This is a genomic window from Mycobacterium sp. MMS18-G62, assembly GCF_053877835.1.
In genome coordinates, this window is the sequence record NZ_CM132662.1 from 168,651 (window position 1) to 187,029 (window position 18,379).

Consider the following 18,379-nt stretch of genomic DNA (forward strand, 5'->3'; position numbering starts at 1 on the left):
AACAAACGTCAGGCTGGTTCGGCGACGGCGTCGCCGCTGACGCCGTCGTTCGTGTTGGCGGCTGGCACGCCGACCGCTACCAACGCCAGGAATGCGATCACCATGCCGGTCGTCATCACCAAGGCTAACGCGATCTCGTCGTTGCCGAGCACGCCGACCAGCGGTGCAACCGCGGCGCCGAGGCCGAACTGGGCCGCACCGAGCAACGCGGCCGCGGTGCCTGCGGCGTCGGGATGCCGCGACAACGCCACCGCCGGCGCGTTGGGGATGACGAACCCCATCGCCCCCAGGATCGCCCACACCGGCAGCACGAACCCCGGCAGGCCGCCGACGTGGGCCAACGACAGGCCGACGAACACCACGCCGGCCAGTGAGGCCGCGACTAGAGCCCACAGCACGATGGTTTGCGGCGCGAACCGCCGAAGCAGCACCACGTTGAATTGTGTCGCTCCGATCAGAGCGACGGCGCCGGCGCCGAACACCAGCGCGAACGCCTGCTGGCCGAGCCCGTAATGGCCTTGAAGCACGAACGACGCACCCGCGATATAGGCGAACAGCCCGGACATGCCGAGCGCACCGACCAGCACGAGGATGACGAAACGCACGTCACGCAGTAGTTCGACATAGGTGGCGGCGATACCGCGGACCTTCAGCGGCCGGCGATGCGGCACCGGCAGAGTCTCTGGCAGCGCGAGCGCCGCGAGCAGCAACAGCGCCCCGGCCAATACGACCAGTACGGCGAACACCCAGTGCCAGGAAGCCTTGAGCAGCACCGCGGCGCCCAGCGACGGCGCCACGACAGGCGCGACGCCGAGGATCAGCATCAGCCGCGACATCGCGGTGGCCGCCTGCGATTCTTCGAACAGGTCACCGACGACGGCGATGGCGACGACCATCGCGGCCGCCGCGCCCATGCCCTGCAGTCCGCGGGCCACGCCGAGCAGCGTGATGTTCGGCGCGAACAGGCAGAGGAGCGAGGCCACCATGTGCAGCACAATGCCGGCCATCAGCGGCCTGCGACGTCCGAGCGAGTCGGACAGCGGTCCGACGATCAATTGACCCAGCGCCAGGCCGGCCAGCGTGCCCGTCAGCGTGAGCTGTGCGACCGAAGACGACACCCCGAGGTCGTCGGCGATCTTCGGCAGCGCAGGCAGATACATGTCGATGGTGAGCGGCCCGAGGGCGACCATGGCGCCTAGGACCGCGATCATGCGGGCGCGACTGGGCGGCTTCGATTCCCCTGCCGGGGTCGAGAGATCGGCGATGGTCACGTCCACGTCGGTCGATGCTGCCATGGAAGTGGTTAGCGTCGCTTCTCAATAATTTGTTCCCGACTGGTCCTGGTGTGACTTCGACGACACTTGCCGAAGCATTGCGGCCTGCCGGAGAGACGCGGCACTAGCCCGCGCCGTCGTTCGTTAGCAAAGCGTTAGCCTGAAAGCATCGCTAGCCGGACATGGAGGCCGCATATGAGCGCTCGGTCGAGCACCAAGAGCCAGCTGCCTGCTGTCGCGGACGACAGTCCCGGCGCGGCCGCCAAGATCCTGTCGCAGATCCTCGAACGCGGCAGCCGAGTTCAGGCGCCGGCGATCAAGGCCTATGTCGACCGGCTTCGCGAGCGCAACCACGACGCGACTCCGGCGGAGATCGCCAAGAAGTTGGAGAAGCACTATCTGGCCGCGGTAATGGCCAGCGGTGCCGCCGTCGGCTCTGCCGCGGCGTTTCCGGGTATCGGCACACTGACGGCGATCGGCGCAGTGGCCGGGGAGACGGTCGTGTTTCTCGAAGCCACGTCGGTGTACGTGCTCGCGCTCGCGGAGGTGTACGGCATCCCGGCCGATCACCGGGAACGCCGGCGCGCCCTGGTGCTCTCGGTGCTGGTGGGCGAGGACAGCAAGCGTGCGGTCGCCGACCTGCTCGGGCCGGGCCGCACCAGCGGCGCCTGGGTTTCCGAGGGAGCGGCGACGTTGCCGTTGCCTGCCGTGACGCAACTGAATTCGCGGCTGATGCGCTACTTCGTGAAGCGCTACACGCTGCGACGCGGCGCGATCGCCTTCGGCAAGCTGCTGCCCGTCGGCATCGGAGCCGTCGTCGGTGGCGTCGGAAACAGGATGATGGGTAAGAAGATCATCGCCAACGCGCGCAACGCGTTCGGCAATCCGCCGTCACGGTGGCCGTCGACGCTTCACGTGCTGCCGGTGCCGCGCGACTAGCGAGGACTAGGGGCGGCAGCGCGGCCGCCCCCGGTGATACTGCCGTTCGCATGGTTTGGCCAACGGCAGACGCGTTAGCCTTTAGGCGGGTCAAAAGCGGGTAACCGCGGACCGCGAGAATTGAGGTGGCGAGCGTCTACCAGCACGCTTGCCCGAGTGAAGGAATTGAGGCGAGTAGCTGCCGTGAGCTCACCATCACCATTCGGACAGAACGAGTGGTTGGTCGAGGAGATGTATCGCAAGTTCCGCGAGGATCCCTCGTCGGTAGACCCGAGTTGGCATGAATTCCTGGTCGACTACTCCCCCGAGCCAACTGCCGAGCCGCAACCCACTGGCGGCAACGGGCAACCTGCCAAGGCGGCCGGCCCCGCACCGACCGCGCCCCCGGAACCCGCGCCCGCTCCCGCGCCGAAGGCGAAGCCAGCCGAGAGCAACGGCGCCACCGCGCCCGCGAAGCCGAAGCAGCCCGAACAGGAGCCGGCGAAGCCGAAGACCCCGACCCCCGCGCCCGCCGTCGGGGAGGAACGGCAGGTGCTGCGTGGCGCGGCCGCGGCGGTCGTCAAGAACATGTCGGCGTCGCTCGAAGTGCCGACCGCGACCAGCGTGCGCGCGATCCCGGCGAAGCTGATGATCGACAACCGGATCGTCATCAACAACCACCTCAAGCGCACCCGCGGCGGCAAGGTGTCGTTCACCCACCTGATCGGCTACGCGCTGGTGCAGGCGGTCAAGAAGTTCCCGAACATGAACCGCCACTTCGCAGAGGTGGACGGCAAGCCCACCGCGGTCACCCCTGAGCACGTCAACCTCGGGCTGGCCATCGACCTGCAGGGCAAGGACGGTAACCGACAGCTCGTCGTCGCCGGCATCAAGAAGTCCGAGACGATGCGGTTCGGCCAGTTCATCGCCGCGTACGAAGACATCGTGCGACGGGCCCGCGACGGCAAGCTGACCGCCGAAGACTTTGGCGGCGTGACGATTTCGCTGACCAACCCCGGCACCATCGGCACTGTGCACTCGGTGCCACGGCTGATGCGCGGTCAGGGCGCGATCATCGGTGTCGGCGCGATGGAGTACCCCGCGGAGTTCCAGGGCGCCAGCGAGGAACGCATCTCCGAGTTGGGCGTCGGCAAGCTGGTCACGTTCACGTCGACGTATGACCACCGCATCATCCAGGGCGCGGAGTCAGGCGATTTCCTGCGCACCGTGCACGAACTGTTGCTCTCCGACGAATTCTTCGACGAGATCTTCCGCGAACTCGGCATCCCGTACGAGCCGGTGCGCTGGCGCATCGACAATCCGGATTCGATCGAGGACAAGAACGGTCGCGTCATCGAGTTGATCGCGGCCTATCGCAACCGCGGCCACCTGATGGCCGATATCGACCCGCTGCGCCTGGACAAGGCGCGGTTCCGCAGCCACCCCGACCTCGACGTGCTCACCCACGGGCTGACGCTGTGGGATCTGGACCGGGTGTTCAAGGTCAACGGGTTCGCGGGCAAGGAGTACAAGAAGCTGCGCGACGTGCTCGGGCTGCTGCGCGACTCCTACTGCCGCCACGTCGGTGTGGAGTACACCCACATCCTGGAACCCGAGCAGCAGCAATGGTTGCAGGAGCGCGTCGAGGTCAAGCACGAAAAGCCGACGGTCGCGCAGCAGAAGTACATCCTGTCGAAGCTCAACGCCGCAGAGGCGTTCGAGACGTTCCTGCAGACGAAATATGTTGGGCAGAAACGGTTCTCGCTGGAAGGTGCCGAGACCGTCATTCCCTGCATGGACGCCGTCATCGACCAGGCCGCCGAACACGGGCTCGATGAGGTCGTCGTCGGCATGCCGCACCGCGGCCGGCTCAACGTGCTGGCCAACATCGTCGGCAAGCCGTACTCGCAGATCTTCTCGGAGTTCGAGGGCAACCTGAACCCGTCGCAGGCGCACGGTTCCGGCGACGTCAAGTACCACCTGGGCGCCACCGGTAACTACATTCAGATGTTCGGCGACAACGACATTCAGGTGTCGCTGGTGGCCAACCCGTCGCACCTCGAGGCTGTCGACCCCGTGCTTGAGGGGCTCGTCCGCGCCAAACAGGACCTGCTCGACAAAGGCGACGGGCCGGACGGATTCACCGTCGTACCGCTGATGCTGCACGGCGACGCCGCATTCGCGGGCCAGGGCGTGGTCGCCGAGACGCTGAACCTCGCGCTGCTGCGCGGGTATCGCACCGGCGGCACCATCCACATCATCGTCAACAACCAGATCGGTTTCACCACATCGCCTTCCGACGCCAAGTCGTCGGAGTACTGCACCGACGTCGCGAAGATGATCGGCGCGCCGATCTTCCATGTGAACGGTGACGATCCCGAGGCAGCAGCGTGGGTTGCGCGGCTGGCGATGGACTTCCGGCAGCAGTTCAAGAAGGACGTCGTCATCGACATGCTGTGCTACCGCCGCCGCGGGCACAACGAAGGTGACGACCCGTCGATGACGCAGCCGGCGATGTACGACGCGATCGACATCAAGCGCGGTGTCCGCAAGACCTACACCGAAGCGCTGATCGGCCGCGGTGACATTTCGATGAAAGAGGCCGAGGACGCCCTTCGCGACTACCAAGGTCAGCTCGAGCGTGTGTTCAACGAGGTCCGCGATCTGGAGAAGCACGCCATCGAGCCGAGCGCATCGGTGGAATCCGACCAGATGGTGCCGGCAGGGATGAACACCGCGGTGGACAAGGCGCTGCTCGCCCGCATCGGCGACGCGCACCTGGCGATGCCCGACGGCTTCACCGTGCATCCACGCGTCAAGCCGGTGCTGGAGAAGCGCCGTGAGATGGCCTACGAGGGCAAGGTCGACTGGGCATTCGCCGAACTGCTGGCGCTGGGATCGCTTATCGCCGAGGGCACAACTGTGCGGCTGTCCGGCCAGGACACCCGTCGCGGGACATTCACCCAGCGGCATTCGGTGGTCATCGACCGCAAGACGGGCGCGGAGTTCACGCCGCTTCAGCTCCTGACTGTCAACCAGGACGGAACGCCGACCGGCGGCAAGTTCATGGTGTACGACTCGGCGCTGTCGGAGTTCGCGGCCGTGGGCTTCGAGTACGGCTATTCGGTCGGCAACCCTGACGCACTTGTGTTGTGGGAAGCGCAGTTTGGTGACTTCGTCAACGGTGCGCAGTCGATCATCGACGAGTTCATTTCATCCGGTGAGGCCAAGTGGGGCCAGCTGTCGGACGTGGTGCTGCTGCTGCCACACGGCCACGAAGGCCAGGGGCCGGATCACACGTCGGGTCGTATCGAGCGATTCCTGCTGCTGTGGGCCGAGGGCTCGATGACGATTGCGGTGCCGTCGACGCCGGCGAACTACTTCCACCTGCTGCGGCGCCACGCGCTCGACGGAATCCACCGGCCTCTGATCGTGTTCACTCCGAAGTCCATGCTGCGCAACAAGGCTGCGGTCAGCGACGTTCGGGACTTCACCGAGGACAAGTTCCACTCGGTGATGGAAGAACCCACGTACACCGACGGCGACGGTGACCGCGGCAAGGCCAAACGGATGTTGTTGACCAGCGGCAAGATCTACTACGAGCTGGCGGCGCGCAAGACCAAGGAACAGCGCGACGACGTGGCGATCGTGCGAATCGAGCAGCTGGCTCCGCTGCCTAAGCGACGGCTGTCCGAGACGCTGGACCAGTACCCGAACGTCGAGCAGTACTTCTGGGTGCAGGAGGAGCCGGCGAACCAGGGTGCGTGGCCGACGTTCGGCCTGACACTTCCGGAAGTGTTGCCGGAGAAGCTGTCTGGCATCAAACGGATTTCGCGGCGGGCGATGTCTGCGCCGTCGTCGGGTTCGTCGAAGGTGCACGCGGTCGAGCAGCAGGAGATCATCGACGAGGCGTTCGCGGAGTAGGTTCGGTCGCACATGGCTGAAGACCCGGCGATCAATGATGATTTGACGAGGCAGGTGGAGCGCGAAGACGATCACGCTCGCCACGAGCTCAACACGGCGAAGCTGGTCGCGCCTTTCGCCTCGGCCATTGCGGCAACGTTTCTCGCCACCGCGCTGCAGGAAAAGCAGCCATCGTGCCTGGAAAAAGTCGGGTTGACAGCCAGCGCGATCTCGATGGTTGTTGCGTTTGGTCTCGCGGTCATAGTGGTGTTCTTACGCCGATCGCCGACCCGGGATCTGAGGCGCAAATCGACGGCGGAGCTCAATGCGTTGCTTGGCGCAACGGAGAAAAACGCACAGCGTGTGCACTGGCTCTTAATGGCGACTGTCGGGGTGTCAGCGCTGACGAGCTTCGTATCGCTTCTCACGATGCTTCCCGAATTCGGCTAGTCCAAGTACCTGGCGCCCTACGACTGCTCGCCGCGATCTACCGTGGGTGGATGACGGTTGTAGACCTTCGCGACCATAAGGCCGATTACGGGTATGACGGCGACTATCGCGTCATCTCCGCGCCGGCGCTTGCCGGCATCGTTGGTGCGACAAGTGCCGCGCTGCTCGCGGCGTCCGCTCGAAGTCTGTTGCGCGGCAAGCCGGTTGCCGCGGCGGTCACTGGCGGAACGGGCGCGTTCATCGCCATCACGGCGGCGCTGTTCATCCGCACCACGCGCGTCGGCAAGTTCGAGATCTGGGCGGAGCTGCTTAACAGCCTGAAGCTGCGTGGCGACGAGACCCTGCTCGATATCGGCTGTGGCCGCGGCGCCGTGTTGTTGGCGGCCGCGAAACTCCTACCGAACGGGCGCGCAATAGGCGTGGACATCTGGCGCGCCGACCAGACCGACAACTCCCAGCAGAACACGCTTCGCAACGCCGAACTCGAGGGCGTTGCCGAGCGTGTCGAGGTACGCACCGCCGATATCACCGCTCTCCCCTTCGCAGACAACAGCTTTGACGTGATCGTCAGCAGCCTGGTCGTGCACAACATCCCCGGTGCAAAAGCCCGCGCCAAAGCGATCAGCGAGGCGGCGCGGGTGCTGCGGCCCGGCGGCCGCCTAGTGCTTGCCGACATCTGGGCCACCGGACACCACGTCCGTCAGCTGCGCGACCTCGGGTGGACAGACGTCCGTCGTCGCGGCCTCGGCTGGCGGATGTGGTGGGGTCCGGGCATGGGCACGCACCTGATCACCGGCACCAAACCGGCGGAGCCCGGATAAGGCGGGACCGCGGGTACCGACTAACCTCGTGGCGAGTCGACTGACACGAGGGAGTGTGGACATGGAGGGCTTCGCCGGAAAGGTCGCCGTGGTGACCGGCGCCGGGTCGGGCATCGGGCAGGCATTGGCGATCGAGCTGGCCCGCTCGGGCGCGAGTGTGGCGATCAGCGACGTGAACACCGAAGGCCTCGCAACCACCGAGGAGCGGTTGACGGCCATCGGCGCATCGGTGAAAGCCGACCGTCTCGATGTCACCGAGCGCGAGGCGTTCGAGCTCTACGCCGACGCCGTCAAAGACCACTTCGGCAAGGTCAACCAGATCTACAACAACGCAGGCATCGCGTTCGCCGGCGACATCGAGGTCACCCAGTTCAAGGACATCGAGCGGGTGATGGACGTCGACTTCTACGGCGTGGTCAACGGCACGAAGGTGTTCCTCCCCCACCTGATCGACTCCGGCGACGGCCACGTCATCAACATCTCCAGCATCTTCGGGCTGTTCTCGGTGCCCGGTCAGGCCGCGTACAACGCGGCGAAGTTCGCGGTGCGCGGTTTCACCGAAGCGCTGCGCCAGGAGATGCAGCTAGCCGGCCATCCGGTGAAGGTGACGACGGTCCATCCGGGCGGCATCAAGACCGCGATCGCTCGCAATATGACGACCGCAGAGGGCCTCGACAAGGACGAGCTGGCGCAGCAATTCGACAAGAAGCTCGCCAGCACGTCGCCGCAGAAAGCGGCGCGCATCATCCTCGATGGCGTCCGCAAGAACAAAGCCCGCGTCCTCGTCGGTCCGGACGCCAAGGCGCTCGACGCCATAGTCCGCATCACGGGTTCGGGCTATCAACGGCTGTTCTCCACGGTGATGTCGCGAATGGTGCCCAACGCGCACTGAACCGTTCCGCGAACGTGGGTTACCCGCACGCGAAATGCGGCTCCGGCGTGTGGGTAACCCACGTTCGGCGATGCGCAAGGTGACTAGCGGCCCAGCGGGTGCGCGTCCAGCCACGCGTCGGCCACCAGGCCCGGGTCCTTGCCCTCAGCTACTTGGCGGCGCATGTCAGCGAGCGACCCCGTGTCGAGCACACCCGCAACCTCATTGAGTGCCAGCACCTGCTGCTCGTTCAGCTCGTTGCGGCGGTACAACGGGACCAGGTTCTCCGCGCGGATCAACGACGTCTTATCGGAGAGCACCACCAGCTCGGACGGAATGTTCGGCGTTGCCGCCGTCGTCCACGCCGCAGTGATCTGTCCCGCCCGCAGCGCGGCGAATAGCGTTGCGGCGTCTGGGTATTCGCGCGGCTTCGGCAATTTGCACGTCCCGATCGCCGACGGCGTCCGTGCACCGGTCACCGCGCCCGTCGACACCTTTGCACAGTTGCGCGCCGCCGCCGTCACGTCGCGCCCATCCCAGGCCTTCGCGGTCGCCTCGGTCACCGCGATCGTGGGTTTGTCCTCCGCTGCGGTGGTGTAGTCGCCGGCCGCGACGCCTTCTGGCAGCGCCGACACCATCGCGCGGTACACCTGCGCATCGGAGCGGGCGGCGGCGTCGGGATCAAACCGTTCGAGCAGCCGGCCCGTAAAGCCGGGCACGACGCGGATGGAGCCGGAGTCCAGTTCGTTCAACGGGTCGGGCACCGACTGCACGTCGGCCGCGCTGCCGTAGAACCGCAGCGCCGCCGCGTACAAGTGCGCCACCAATGCCGACTCGGGGTCCGAAGTGGAGCCGACGGCGGTCGACGCCGTGCCGTTGTGGCCGCCGCAGCCGGCGATGATCAGCGCACACAGCGCCAACGCCAGCCGGCGAAAACGCATGGACTAGACGCCGGAAGCCGCCGCAACCGCTTTCGCGACCGCGGGGCCGACCCGGGGATCCAGCGGGCTCGGCACGATCCGGTCCGGTGCGAGATCGTCGCCTGCCACCGAGAAAATCGCCTCGGCGGCGGCCACCTTCATCCGTTCCGTGATCCGCCGGGCACCCGCGTCCAGCGCGCCGCGGAACACACCAGGAAACGCCAGCACGTTGTTGATCTGGTTCGGGAAGTCGCTACGGCCCGTCGCCACCACCGACGCGTATCGCGCGGCGACATCGGGGTGGATCTCGGGGTCCGGGTTCGACAGCGCGAACACGATGCCGTCGGGTGCCATCGTCGCGACCAGATCCTCGGGCACCACGCCTCCCGAAACCCCGAGGAACATGTCCGCACCCTTGAGCGCCTCGACCATGCCGCCGGTGAGGCCGTCGGGGTTGGTGCGCTGCGCGAGCTCGGCCTTCACGCTCGTCAGACCGTCACGGCTGGAATGCAGGATGCCGCGCGTGTCCACCACCGTGATATCCGAAACACCGGCTGCCATAAGGATATTGGTGCACGCGACGCCGGCGGCGCCGACACCGGACACGACGACACGCAGCGACGACATGTCGCGGCCCAGCACCTTCGTCGCGCCCATCAGCGCTGCAAGGACGACGATTGCGGTGCCGTGCTGGTCGTCGTGCATCACCGGGCAGTCCAGCGCGTCGACGACACGTCGCTCGATCTCGAAGCAGCGCGGCGCCGAGATGTCCTCGAGGTTCACCGCCCCGAACGACGGCCGCAGCCGCACCAGAGTTTCGACGATCTCGTCAGGGTCCTTGGTGTCGAGGACGATCGGGATCGAGTCCAGGCCGGCGAACTCCTTGAACAGCGCGCACTTGCCCTCCATCACGGGCAGCGCCGCGGCAGGCCCGATGTCGCCGAGGCCGAGCACCGCGCTGCCGTCGCTGACCACGGCCACCAACCTGTTGGCCCACGTGTAGCGGGCGGCCAGGGTGTGATCGGCGGCGATCGCACGGCTGACCTGCGCCACCCCCGGGGTGTACGCGACCGAAAGCGCACGCTGGGTGTCCAGCGGCGCCTTGAGCTCGACGGAGAGCTTCCCGCCTACGTGGGCCTCGAAAATCTCTTCGTCAGTGATGACGACCTGCGGCGTCTCTGGCTTCTCAGACACGGGCTCAGGGTAATGACGAACTGGTAGGTAACCTAATCGCTTCAGATCAGGCCGAGCTCGGTGACGGCCTTGCGCTCGTCGGCAAGTTCGGCGGTCGACTTGTCGATCTTGCCGCGCGAGAACTCGTCGATGTCCAGGCCCTGAACGATCGTCCAGTCGCCACCCTTGGTGGTCACCGGGAACGACGAGATCAGGCCCTCCGGCACGCCGTAGCTGCCGTCGGAGAGGACCGCCATCGACACCCAGTCGCCCTCGGGGCTGCCGAAAAGCCAGTCCCTGGCGGCGTCGATGGTGGCCGACGCGGCCGAGGCGGCCGAGGAGGCCCCGCGCGCGTCGATGATCGCCGCGCCGCGCTTGGCGACGGTCGGGATGAAGTCGTTCTCGATCCAGGCTTGGTCGTTGACGACCTCGGCAGCGTTCTTGCCACCGACCTCGGCGTGGAACACGTCGGGGTACTGGGTGGCCGAATGGTTGCCCCAGATCGTCATCTTCTTGATGTCGGTGACCGCGGCGCCGGTCTTGCGGGCCAGCTGCGAGACCGCCCGGTTGTGGTCCAGGCGGGTCAGCGCGGAGAAGCGCTCGCGCGGGATGTCGGGGGCGTTGCTCATCGCGATCAGCGCGTTGGTGTTGGCGGGGTTGCCGGTCACCCCGATGCGGATGTCGTCAGCGGCCACCTCGTTGAGGGCCTTGCCCTGGGCGGTGAAGATCGCGCCGTTGGCCTCGAGCAGGTCGCCACGCTCCATGCCCGGTCCGCGCGGACGGGCACCCACGAGAAGGGCCAGGCTCACACCGTCGAAGATCTTGGTCGCATCGGACCCGATCTCGACACCGGCCAGCGTCCCGAACGCACAGTCGTCGAGCTCCATCACGACACCCTCGAGCGCCTTCAACGCGGGCTCGATCTCCAGCAGACGCAGCTCGATCGGGCGGTCGCCCAGCAGCGATCCGCTCGCCAGGCGGAACAACAGGCTGTAGCCGATCTGGCCGGCGGCACCGGTGACGGCGACCTTGAGGGGAGTTGTGCTCACGTCGGACGCTCCTTGGACTCCAATTGGGTTCGGGACGAAACTAGCGCACTCGGCTCCGCGATGAACCTCCGGTCCAACGCGTAGCATTTACCAGGGACTTCTCCCGAATGCCCGGCCGTCAAGGGAGGTTGAGATGCCATCGTTTCGCGCGTTACCTCCATCACTTCGGCCAGTCGTGCGTACGAAGTCCGCCCATCCGGACGCAAAATCCATCCATGTCCCAGTCGCGCGGGCGATGGTCGACTGCGGCATCTATGTCGACGGCCAGCGCGCACCCGGCAAGTACACCCACGCTGCCGCGCTGGCGAAGGTGCGGGAATTGGAGCGCGACGGCAAAGAAGCCTTCGTGTGGATCGGACTGCACGAGCCCGACGAGCACCAGATGCTCGCCGTGGCCGATGTGTTCAACCTGCACGAACTGGCCGTCGAGGACGCCGTTCATGCACACCAGCGGCCCAAGCTGGAGCGCTACGACAACACCCTGTTTCTCGTGCTCAAAACGGTGAACTACGTCGAACACGAATCCGTGGCTCTGGCACGCGAGATCGTCGAGACCGGCGAGATCATGATCTTCGTCGGCCCGGATTTCGTGGTCACGGTGCGGCACGGCGAGCACGGCGGCTTGGCAGGGGTGCGCAAGCGGCTCGACGCGTCGCCGGCGACCTTGAAGCTGGGGCCGTACGCGATCATGCACGCGATCGCCGACCATGTCGTCGACCACTACTTGGAGGTCACCGACATGATGGAAGTCGACATCGACGCGATGGAAGAGGACATCTTCTCGCCGGCCACTCAGACCAACATCGAGTGCATCTATCTCCTCAAACGCGAGGTCGTCGAAATGCGCCGCGCCGTCGGCCCGTTGACGACAGCGCTGCAGCGGATGCTGACCGACCACAATGACTTGATCTCAGTCGAGGTCCGTCGTTATATGCGCGACGTCAGCGATCACGCCAGCCAGGCGGCTGACCGCATCACCAGCTACGACGAAATGCTCAGCTCGCTGGTGCAGGCCGCGCTGGGCAAGGTCGCGATGCAGCAGAACGTCGACATGCGCAAGATTTCGGCGTGGGTGGCGATCGCAGCGGTGCCGACCGCGCTCGCCGGTATTTACGGTATGAACTTCGAGCACATGCCCGAATTGCATTGGGTGTGGGGCTATCCGGCGGTGCTGCTGGTCATGGCCGCCGTCTGCACGACGTTGTATCGGATCTTCCGCCACAACCATTGGCTTTAATTTCGCGGCAGGCTAGCTCGGCCGCGCGGCGGGACGCGACGGGTCGAGCACGTCGACGCCGTCCTGCTGCCATGCTTCGCGCATCGCGTCGGCGCCCTTGAGTCGCACCCACGCCGCCTCGGTCGCGGTGATCGGTGTGGCCGACAGCACCGTGACCGGTGGCAGCGGCGCCGTCAACGCGACGTCGTCAATGTCGCTGCGGCCCAACAGAAACGCGGTGAACGGTGCGGCATCCCACAGTGGCGACTCCAGATCGATCAGCGCGTCGGGCTCCAGCATGAGTCCTTCGACCACCGGTGCTGCGGCCAGGATGGCCACCGACCGAGCCAGTCCTTTGGGCGACGGCCCGCGCAGCGCAACCGTCACCTCGGCGCGAGGACCGTGCAGCGCATCGGTCACCATTTCGGTCGGCTCGAACATCGGATGACGTGAACAACCCAGCGACACATAGTGACTGACACCGTTGGCATCGGGTCCGAAGCGCAGCACGTCGATGCGTTCGGTGCCAAGGAACGTCACACTGGCCGCGTCCGGTTCGGCGGTGAACCCCGTCCCGGCGAAATGCTCGCGCAGATGCGCGCGCACCGCGGCCAGGACGTCGATCACTCGGTCTGCGCAGGCGGCTGCTCGGCCGCAGCCGGCTGGCCATTGGAACCGGCGACCGGGATGGTCAGATTCTCGCCTGTGTCCGCATCGAAGATCGCGATCTTGGAAGTGTCGAACGCCAGCTCGATGGTCTGGCCCTGAGCCGCCTTCGACTCGGTGGAAACGCGTGCCACGAACTCGTTTTCGCCGACGCCCGACTCGGCGGCCAGCTCGGCCAGCTGCGCCGCCTGCGCACCGGCGCCCTCCATCTTGAAATGCACATATTTGTCGGCGCCGAGCGACTCGACCATGTCGACTGTCACCTCGAACTTCAACGCCCGGATCCGGGCGTAGCCGTCGAGCAGCGACGCGTCTTCGAGATGCTCCGGCCGGATGCCGACGACCACGTTGTTGGGCTTCTTGTGCTGCGCGAGCAGGTCGTGCACTTCTTGAGTCAGGGTGACTTCGCCGAAGGGCAGGCGCACACCGACGTCGGTCAGCGTGGCAGGGAAGAAGTTCATCGCAGGCGAGCCGATGAATCCCGCGACGAACAGGTTGACGGGGCTGCTGTACAGCTCCTCGGGTGTGCCGATCTGCTGGGCGACTCCGGCGAGCAGGACGACAACCCTGTCGCCCAACGTCATCGCCTCGGTCTGGTCATGGGTGACGTACACGGTGGTGGTGCCCAGCCGGTGCTGCAGCCTGGCGATCTCCGAACGCATCTGCACACGCAGCTTGGCGTCGAGGTTCGACAGCGGCTCGTCCATCAGAAAGGCCTTGGGATTGCGCACGATCGCGCGGCCCATCGCCACGCGCTGACGCTGGCCGCCGGACAGCTGAGCCGGTTTGCGGTCCAAGAACTCAGTCAGGTCAAGGATTTTCGCGGTCTCTTCGACCTTCTGCGCGATCTCGGCCTTCTTCACCTTGGCCAACGTCAACGGGAACGCGATATTCTGCCGCACCGTCATATGCGGGTAAAGCGCGTAGGACTGGAACACCATCGCGATGTCGCGGTCCTTGGGCGCCTTGTCGTTGACCCGCTCGCCGCCGATGCGCAACTCACCGGAGGTGATCTCCTCCAGTCCGGCAATCATGTTCAGCGTGGTGGACTTTCCGCACCCGGACGGCCCGACAAGGATGATGAACTCGCCGTCGGCGATCGTGAGCGAAAGATCCTTCACGGCCGCCGCGCCGTTCGGGTAACTCTTGGTCACCCGGTCCAACACAATTTCGGCCATCGAATTACCCCTTTACCGCACCGGACGTCAACCCAGCGACGATCCGTCGTTGGAAGATCAGAACAAAGATAATGATCGGAATCGTGATGACCATCGCGCCAGCCGCGATGGATCCCGTCGGCTCCTCGAATTGCGAACTGCCGGTGAAGTTGGCGATCGCCACCGGCGCCGTGATCGCGCGCTGCGTAGCGGTCAGCGACAACGCCAGCAGCAGGTCGTTCCACGCGAAGATGAACACCAGGATCGCGGCGGTGACGATGCCCGGCGCGGCCAGGGGCGCAATGACTTTGCGGAAAGCCTGCCCCGGCGAGGCGCCGTCCATCTTCGCGGCCTTCTCGAGATCCCAGGGGATTTCGCGGAAGAACGCAGACAGCGTGTAGATCGCCAACGGCAGCGCGAAGGTGATGTACGGAATGATCAGTCCGGGCCAGGTGTCGAAAAGGCCGAGCCGCCGTTCGATGTTGAAGATCGGTGTGACCAACGAAATGTGCGGGAACATGGCGATCATCAAGGCGACGCCGATGAGGAGTTGCTTGCCGGGGAACGCCAACCGCGCCACCGCATAGGCCGCCATGCCGCCGATCACCACCGCGATGGCCGTGGTGATCAAACCGATGCCGATCGAGTTGATCAGCGCCGAACTGAACGCGCTGCCGTGAAAGATGGCTTTGTAGTTGTCGAACGAGATCTTCGTCGGAATCAGCTTGCCGTCCTTGACGCTTGACGTCGGCTTCAACGACAACGACAAGATCCACAGCACCGGAAACAGCGCGTAGATGACGACCAGAATGTTGATGATCGTCCAGCCCGTGGCGCGCTGCGGGCCTACTCGCTCGGCCATATCAGCGCCTCTCCTCGTCCGCCCCGGGCGCCGCCGCGCCGAAGACCTTGATGAAGATGAACGCGATCAACGCGACCGACAGGAAGATCAGCACGCTGATCGCCGAGCCGAGTCCCACATTGAAAGCCTTGAAAAGGTTGTCGTAACCCAGGATTGACACCGAGCCCGTGTTGTTGGCGCCGCCGGTGAGGATGTAGATGTTGTCGAAGATGCGAAACGCGTCGAGCGTCCGGAACAGCAGCGCGACGAGAATGGCCGGTTTGATCAACGGGATCGTCACCTTGATCAGCCGCTTCCACGCGCCCGCCCCGTCGACCTGCGCGGCTTTCAGCAGATCCTCGGGCACCAACGCCAAGCCGGCCAGAAGCAACAACGACATGAACGGCGTCGTCTTCCACACCTCGGCCAAGACCACAATCGCCAGCGACGGAATCTGTTCGGTCAGCGGTGCGGAGCCCGTCGGCAGCAGATTGGCGAGATAGCCGGTGCTGGGCGTCCACGCGTAATACCAGCTGTACGCGGCGGCCACCGTCACGATGCCGTAAGGGATCAGGATCGCGGTGCGCACGAGTCCCTTCCCAAAGATCGTGCGGTGCATCACCAACGCGAGTGCCATGCCCAGAACCAACTCGATCGCGACCGAGACGATCGTGATGGCAAGGGTGACGATGAACGCGGTCCACCAGTAGCGGTCGCTGAGGATCGTGACGTAGTTGGACAGCCCGACGAATTGCGTGTCCTCGGGCGTGGCCATGTTGTAGCGCTGCAGGCTCAGCCACACCGCGTACCCGATCGGGTAAGCCGTCACCACCAGCATCAAGATGACGGCAGGCGCGATCAACAGGAATGCCAGCCTGCGCTGGGAACGGACGTCGTCGGTGGCGCGGTTGGCCGCGCCGACGGGCGCGGCGACCGGTTCGGCCGTGACCGCGGTCATGGAATCAGCCCCTTACCCTCGATGGCCTTCTGCACCTGGTCTGTCAACTCGTCGGCCGTCCGTTCCGGGTCGATGTCGGTGATCGGAGCCAGCGTCGCTGAAATCCGCGTGGACACCGCCTGATAGACGGGAGTGGCGGGCCGCACCGCGGCGTTGGTGAGCTGCTCGCGGATGATCGCGTATTGCGGGTACTTGGCCTGGAATGCCGGATCGTCGTACAACGATGCGCGCACGGCCGGCAGTCCGCCCTCGACTGAGGTGTAGCGCTGGTTCTCGACGTTGCGCAGGCAGCGGATCGCCTCGAACGCCTCCGCCTTGTGCTGAGTGGTCTTGGCGACCGCCAGGTTGAGGCCGCCGATCGTCACTTTGGCGGATTCACCGGGAAGCACCCCCGGGTAGTTCGCGAACCCGAACACCTTCTTGCTGGCGTCGTAGGCGGCCGTGAACTGCTCGTCGGTTGGGGAGAAGGTTCCGACGTCATTGATGCTGCCTGCCAAGTTGGCGTCCTTGTTCAGGGGTAAGAACGTCACCCCGCCCTTGACGGCGTTCTCGAGCAGCGAGGGCAACACGTACGGCCAGTTGACCTCCAGTGCGGCGTTGCCCTGTTCCAACGCCAATCGCGCAGTGGTCTCGTCCGTCTGAGTGACCGACGGGTCGGCACCCGGCGCGGTGGCAACGGATTTGATGATCTGCAGCGCCTTGACGGTCGCCGCGCGATGCTCGGACGTGTCGGTGAGCGTGACGGTCTTGCCGTCGTCGGAGAGCACTTGTCCGCCAGCGCTTTCCAGCAAAGTATTGAACCAAACGACAAGGCCTTCATATTGCTTGGCCTGCACGGCAATCCAGCTCGGCTTGCCGGCGGTGTGCAGCCGCGTCGCCTCGGCCACCATGCCGTCCCACGTCGTCGGTGGTTTGTCCATCAAATCCGCGCGGTACCAAAGCAATTGCGTATTCGTCGTGATGGGGGCGGCATAGAGCTTGTCCTGCCACTTGGCGGTTTCCAGCGGCCCGGGCAACGTATTGGTGGTTGCGTCGTTTTCGGCGAGGCCGGACGGGTCATCCGATAACGGCAAAGCCCAACCCGCCTCGGCGAACTCGGCTGTCCACACCACGTCGAGCGCCATCACATCAAGTGTTTTGTCGTTACCGGTGAGCCTTCTGGCCAGCTGAAGACGTTGATCGTCAGCACCCTTCGGCAAGCTGACCTGACGGATGGTGAAGCGCCCGCCGAGTTCTTCGTTGCAGCGCTTGGCCACTGCGGTGAACGTGGCCATCTCGTTAGCCGGGGTGTAGTAATTGATGACAGTGCCGCCGCCGCTTGAACCGCATGCCGACACCATCGACGCCGCCGTCATCGCGGCCAATGCCGCAGCACCTAGCCGCCGAGTGCGCACGTCGCGCCTCCCGTCCGCGTCTGAACGTCGCCGCCGGGGCGGCTCCGCCGGGAACCTCCCGCGCGCAAACCGTATTGCCAGATACGCGTGATTTGCAACACCTAGAAGGCGCGCGTCGCAATCGTGACCTGCGACCGAGCCTTTGGTTGCCGACCCGTTAGATCGTCAAGCGCGCCAGCAGATCCCGGCCCCGTTCGGCGTTCTGCGGATCGCAAAGCACGTCATAGCGACCGGCGACGAGCTGCATCGTCGAGCTGAAATCTCTTGTGCCGCGCGCCATCGCATACGGAATGGCCGACGTGATCAGGCCGAAGAACACGCCGGCGATCAGGCCGGTGATCAGCGCCCCCCACGGGCTGGGACTGAAGAAACCGAGAATCAGGCCGATGAAAAGGCCGAGCCAGGCACCGGTGAGCACGCCGCCGCCGAGCACCTTCGGCCAGGTCAGCCTGCCGGTCACGCGCTCAACCTGCATCAGGTCGACGCCGACGATGGTGACCTGCTGCACCGGGAACTGTTGGTCGGACAGGTAGTCCACCGCACGCTGCGCCTCGGCATAGGTCGGGTAGGAACCGATCGGCCACCCCTTCGGCGGCGTTGGCAGGCCCGCCGGACCACCACGTCCCGGGCTCTGAGCGCCTGCCGCGGCACTGGGATTCTGTCCAGACTGAAATGGGCTGGTCATCGATCTCATTCTCCTCTATGCGCGCCGAAATCTCGCGTCTGCTCTCATCCGGACCAACGCATCTACGGCCGCAATGGTGCCCT

Annotated in this window: 16 protein-coding genes; 6 read left to right on the forward strand and 10 right to left on the reverse strand. The window is 65.4% G+C overall.

Features of this window, described 5'->3' with window-relative positions; genetic code table 11:
* Positions 1-8: 8 nt before the first annotated feature.
* Complete coding sequence (locus ACWW36_RS00785; RefSeq protein ID WP_456139726.1) at positions 9-1,295, reverse strand: multidrug effflux MFS transporter; 1,287 nt, start codon at positions 1,293-1,295, stop codon at positions 9-11.
* A gap of 174 nt (positions 1,296-1,469) precedes the next feature.
* Between ACWW36_RS00785 and ACWW36_RS00790 the strand changes: the two genes are divergently transcribed.
* The 5 genes from ACWW36_RS00790 to ACWW36_RS00810 all read left to right on the forward strand — a co-directional run bounded on the left by ACWW36_RS00790 (position 1,470) and on the right by ACWW36_RS00810 (position 8,258).
* A complete protein-coding gene (locus ACWW36_RS00790; protein WP_456139727.1) occupies positions 1,470-2,213 on the forward strand; it encodes a hypothetical protein in 744 nt (247 codons plus the stop codon).
* Between the two features lie 231 nt (positions 2,214-2,444).
* The gene (locus ACWW36_RS00795; protein ID WP_456142319.1) at positions 2,445-6,116 is read left to right on the forward strand and encodes a multifunctional oxoglutarate decarboxylase/oxoglutarate dehydrogenase thiamine pyrophosphate-binding subunit/dihydrolipoyllysine-residue succinyltransferase subunit; all 3,672 of its coding nucleotides are present in this window, start codon (positions 2,445-2,447) and stop codon (positions 6,114-6,116) included.
* A 12-nt stretch (positions 6,117-6,128) separates the two neighbouring features.
* Positions 6,129-6,545: a hypothetical protein gene (locus ACWW36_RS00800; protein WP_456139728.1), complete on the forward strand. Its 417-nt coding sequence runs from the start codon at positions 6,129-6,131 to the stop codon at positions 6,543-6,545.
* Positions 6,546-6,595: 50 nt separating this feature from the next.
* Positions 6,596-7,366, forward strand: a complete 771-nt coding sequence (locus tag ACWW36_RS00805; protein WP_456139729.1) for a class I SAM-dependent methyltransferase — start codon at positions 6,596-6,598, stop codon at positions 7,364-7,366.
* 61 nt (positions 7,367-7,427) lie between these two features.
* A complete protein-coding gene (locus ACWW36_RS00810; protein ID WP_456139730.1) occupies positions 7,428-8,258 on the forward strand; it encodes an SDR family NAD(P)-dependent oxidoreductase in 831 nt (276 codons plus the stop codon).
* Positions 8,259-8,341: 83 nt separating this feature from the next.
* On the opposite strand, the gene ACWW36_RS00815 is transcribed toward ACWW36_RS00810, so the two are convergent.
* Genes ACWW36_RS00815 through ACWW36_RS00825 form a run of 3 tightly spaced genes read right to left on the reverse strand, consistent with a single transcriptional unit; the run spans position 8,342 to position 11,379 of the window.
* Positions 8,342-9,178, reverse strand: a complete 837-nt coding sequence (locus ACWW36_RS00815) for a glycine betaine ABC transporter substrate-binding protein (protein ID WP_456139731.1) — start codon at positions 9,176-9,178, stop codon at positions 8,342-8,344.
* A 3-nt stretch (positions 9,179-9,181) separates the two neighbouring features.
* On the reverse strand, positions 9,182-10,351 hold the full coding sequence (locus ACWW36_RS00820; RefSeq protein ID WP_456139732.1) for an NAD(P)-dependent malic enzyme: 1,170 nt from the start codon (positions 10,349-10,351) through the stop codon (positions 9,182-9,184).
* Positions 10,352-10,392: 41 nt separating this feature from the next.
* Positions 10,393-11,379: a malate dehydrogenase gene (locus ACWW36_RS00825; RefSeq protein ID WP_456139733.1), complete on the reverse strand. Its 987-nt coding sequence runs from the start codon at positions 11,377-11,379 to the stop codon at positions 10,393-10,395.
* 133 nt (positions 11,380-11,512) lie between these two features.
* Here ACWW36_RS00825 and corA point away from each other — a divergent pair, with 133 nt between their 5' ends.
* The gene (gene corA, locus ACWW36_RS00830; RefSeq protein WP_456139734.1) at positions 11,513-12,616 is read left to right on the forward strand and encodes a magnesium/cobalt transporter CorA; all 1,104 of its coding nucleotides are present in this window, start codon (positions 11,513-11,515) and stop codon (positions 12,614-12,616) included.
* A 12-nt stretch (positions 12,617-12,628) separates the two neighbouring features.
* Here corA and ACWW36_RS00835 read toward each other — a convergent pair whose 3' ends face one another.
* The 6 genes from ACWW36_RS00835 to ACWW36_RS00860 form a co-directional block, all read right to left on the reverse strand.
* Positions 12,629-13,222, reverse strand: a complete 594-nt coding sequence (locus ACWW36_RS00835; protein WP_456139735.1) for a suppressor of fused domain protein — start codon at positions 13,220-13,222, stop codon at positions 12,629-12,631.
* Positions 13,219-14,439: an ABC transporter ATP-binding protein gene (locus ACWW36_RS00840; RefSeq protein WP_456139736.1), complete on the reverse strand. Its 1,221-nt coding sequence runs from the start codon at positions 14,437-14,439 to the stop codon at positions 13,219-13,221. Before ACWW36_RS00840 ends, ACWW36_RS00835 begins: the two co-directional genes overlap by 4 nt.
* A gap of 4 nt (positions 14,440-14,443) precedes the next feature.
* Positions 14,444-15,280, reverse strand: a complete 837-nt coding sequence (locus tag ACWW36_RS00845; RefSeq protein WP_456139737.1) for a carbohydrate ABC transporter permease — start codon at positions 15,278-15,280, stop codon at positions 14,444-14,446.
* Between the two features lies 1 nt (position 15,281).
* A complete protein-coding gene (locus ACWW36_RS00850; protein ID WP_456139738.1) occupies positions 15,282-16,217 on the reverse strand; it encodes a carbohydrate ABC transporter permease in 936 nt (311 codons plus the stop codon).
* Complete coding sequence (locus ACWW36_RS00855; protein WP_456139739.1) at positions 16,214-17,611, reverse strand: ABC transporter substrate-binding protein; 1,398 nt, start codon at positions 17,609-17,611, stop codon at positions 16,214-16,216. Before ACWW36_RS00855 ends, ACWW36_RS00850 begins: the two co-directional genes overlap by 4 nt.
* A gap of 157 nt (positions 17,612-17,768) precedes the next feature.
* Positions 17,769-18,296 (reverse strand): general stress protein, encoded by a 528-nt coding sequence (locus tag ACWW36_RS00860; RefSeq protein WP_456139740.1) that lies wholly within the window; start codon positions 18,294-18,296, stop codon positions 17,769-17,771.
* Between the last annotated feature and the right edge of the window lie 83 nt (positions 18,297-18,379).

Excerpts from the sequence above, each read along its gene's own strand:
- ACWW36_RS00785 (WP_456139726.1), bottom strand. The coding sequence starts at position 1,295 with ATGGCAGCATCGACCGACGTGGACGTGACCATCGCCGATCTCTCGACC.
- ACWW36_RS00790 (WP_456139727.1), top strand. The coding sequence starts at position 1,470 with ATGAGCGCTCGGTCGAGCACCAAGAGCCAGCTGCCTGCTGTCGCGGAC.
- ACWW36_RS00795 (WP_456142319.1), top strand. The coding sequence starts at position 2,445 with ATGTATCGCAAGTTCCGCGAGGATCCCTCGTCGGTAGACCCGAGTTGG.
- ACWW36_RS00800 (WP_456139728.1), top strand. The coding sequence starts at position 6,129 with ATGGCTGAAGACCCGGCGATCAATGATGATTTGACGAGGCAGGTGGAG.
- ACWW36_RS00805 (WP_456139729.1), top strand. The coding sequence starts at position 6,596 with ATGACGGTTGTAGACCTTCGCGACCATAAGGCCGATTACGGGTATGAC.
- ACWW36_RS00810 (WP_456139730.1), top strand. The coding sequence starts at position 7,428 with ATGGAGGGCTTCGCCGGAAAGGTCGCCGTGGTGACCGGCGCCGGGTCG.
- ACWW36_RS00815 (WP_456139731.1), bottom strand. The coding sequence starts at position 9,178 with ATGCGTTTTCGCCGGCTGGCGTTGGCGCTGTGTGCGCTGATCATCGCC.
- corA (WP_456139734.1), top strand. The coding sequence starts at position 11,513 with ATGCCATCGTTTCGCGCGTTACCTCCATCACTTCGGCCAGTCGTGCGT.
- ACWW36_RS00840 (WP_456139736.1), bottom strand. The coding sequence starts at position 14,439 with ATGGCCGAAATTGTGTTGGACCGGGTGACCAAGAGTTACCCGAACGGC.
- ACWW36_RS00845 (WP_456139737.1), bottom strand. The coding sequence starts at position 15,280 with ATGGCCGAGCGAGTAGGCCCGCAGCGCGCCACGGGCTGGACGATCATC.
- ACWW36_RS00850 (WP_456139738.1), bottom strand. The coding sequence starts at position 16,217 with ATGACCGCGGTCACGGCCGAACCGGTCGCCGCGCCCGTCGGCGCGGCC.
- ACWW36_RS00860 (WP_456139740.1), bottom strand. The coding sequence starts at position 18,296 with ATGACCAGCCCATTTCAGTCTGGACAGAATCCCAGTGCCGCGGCAGGC.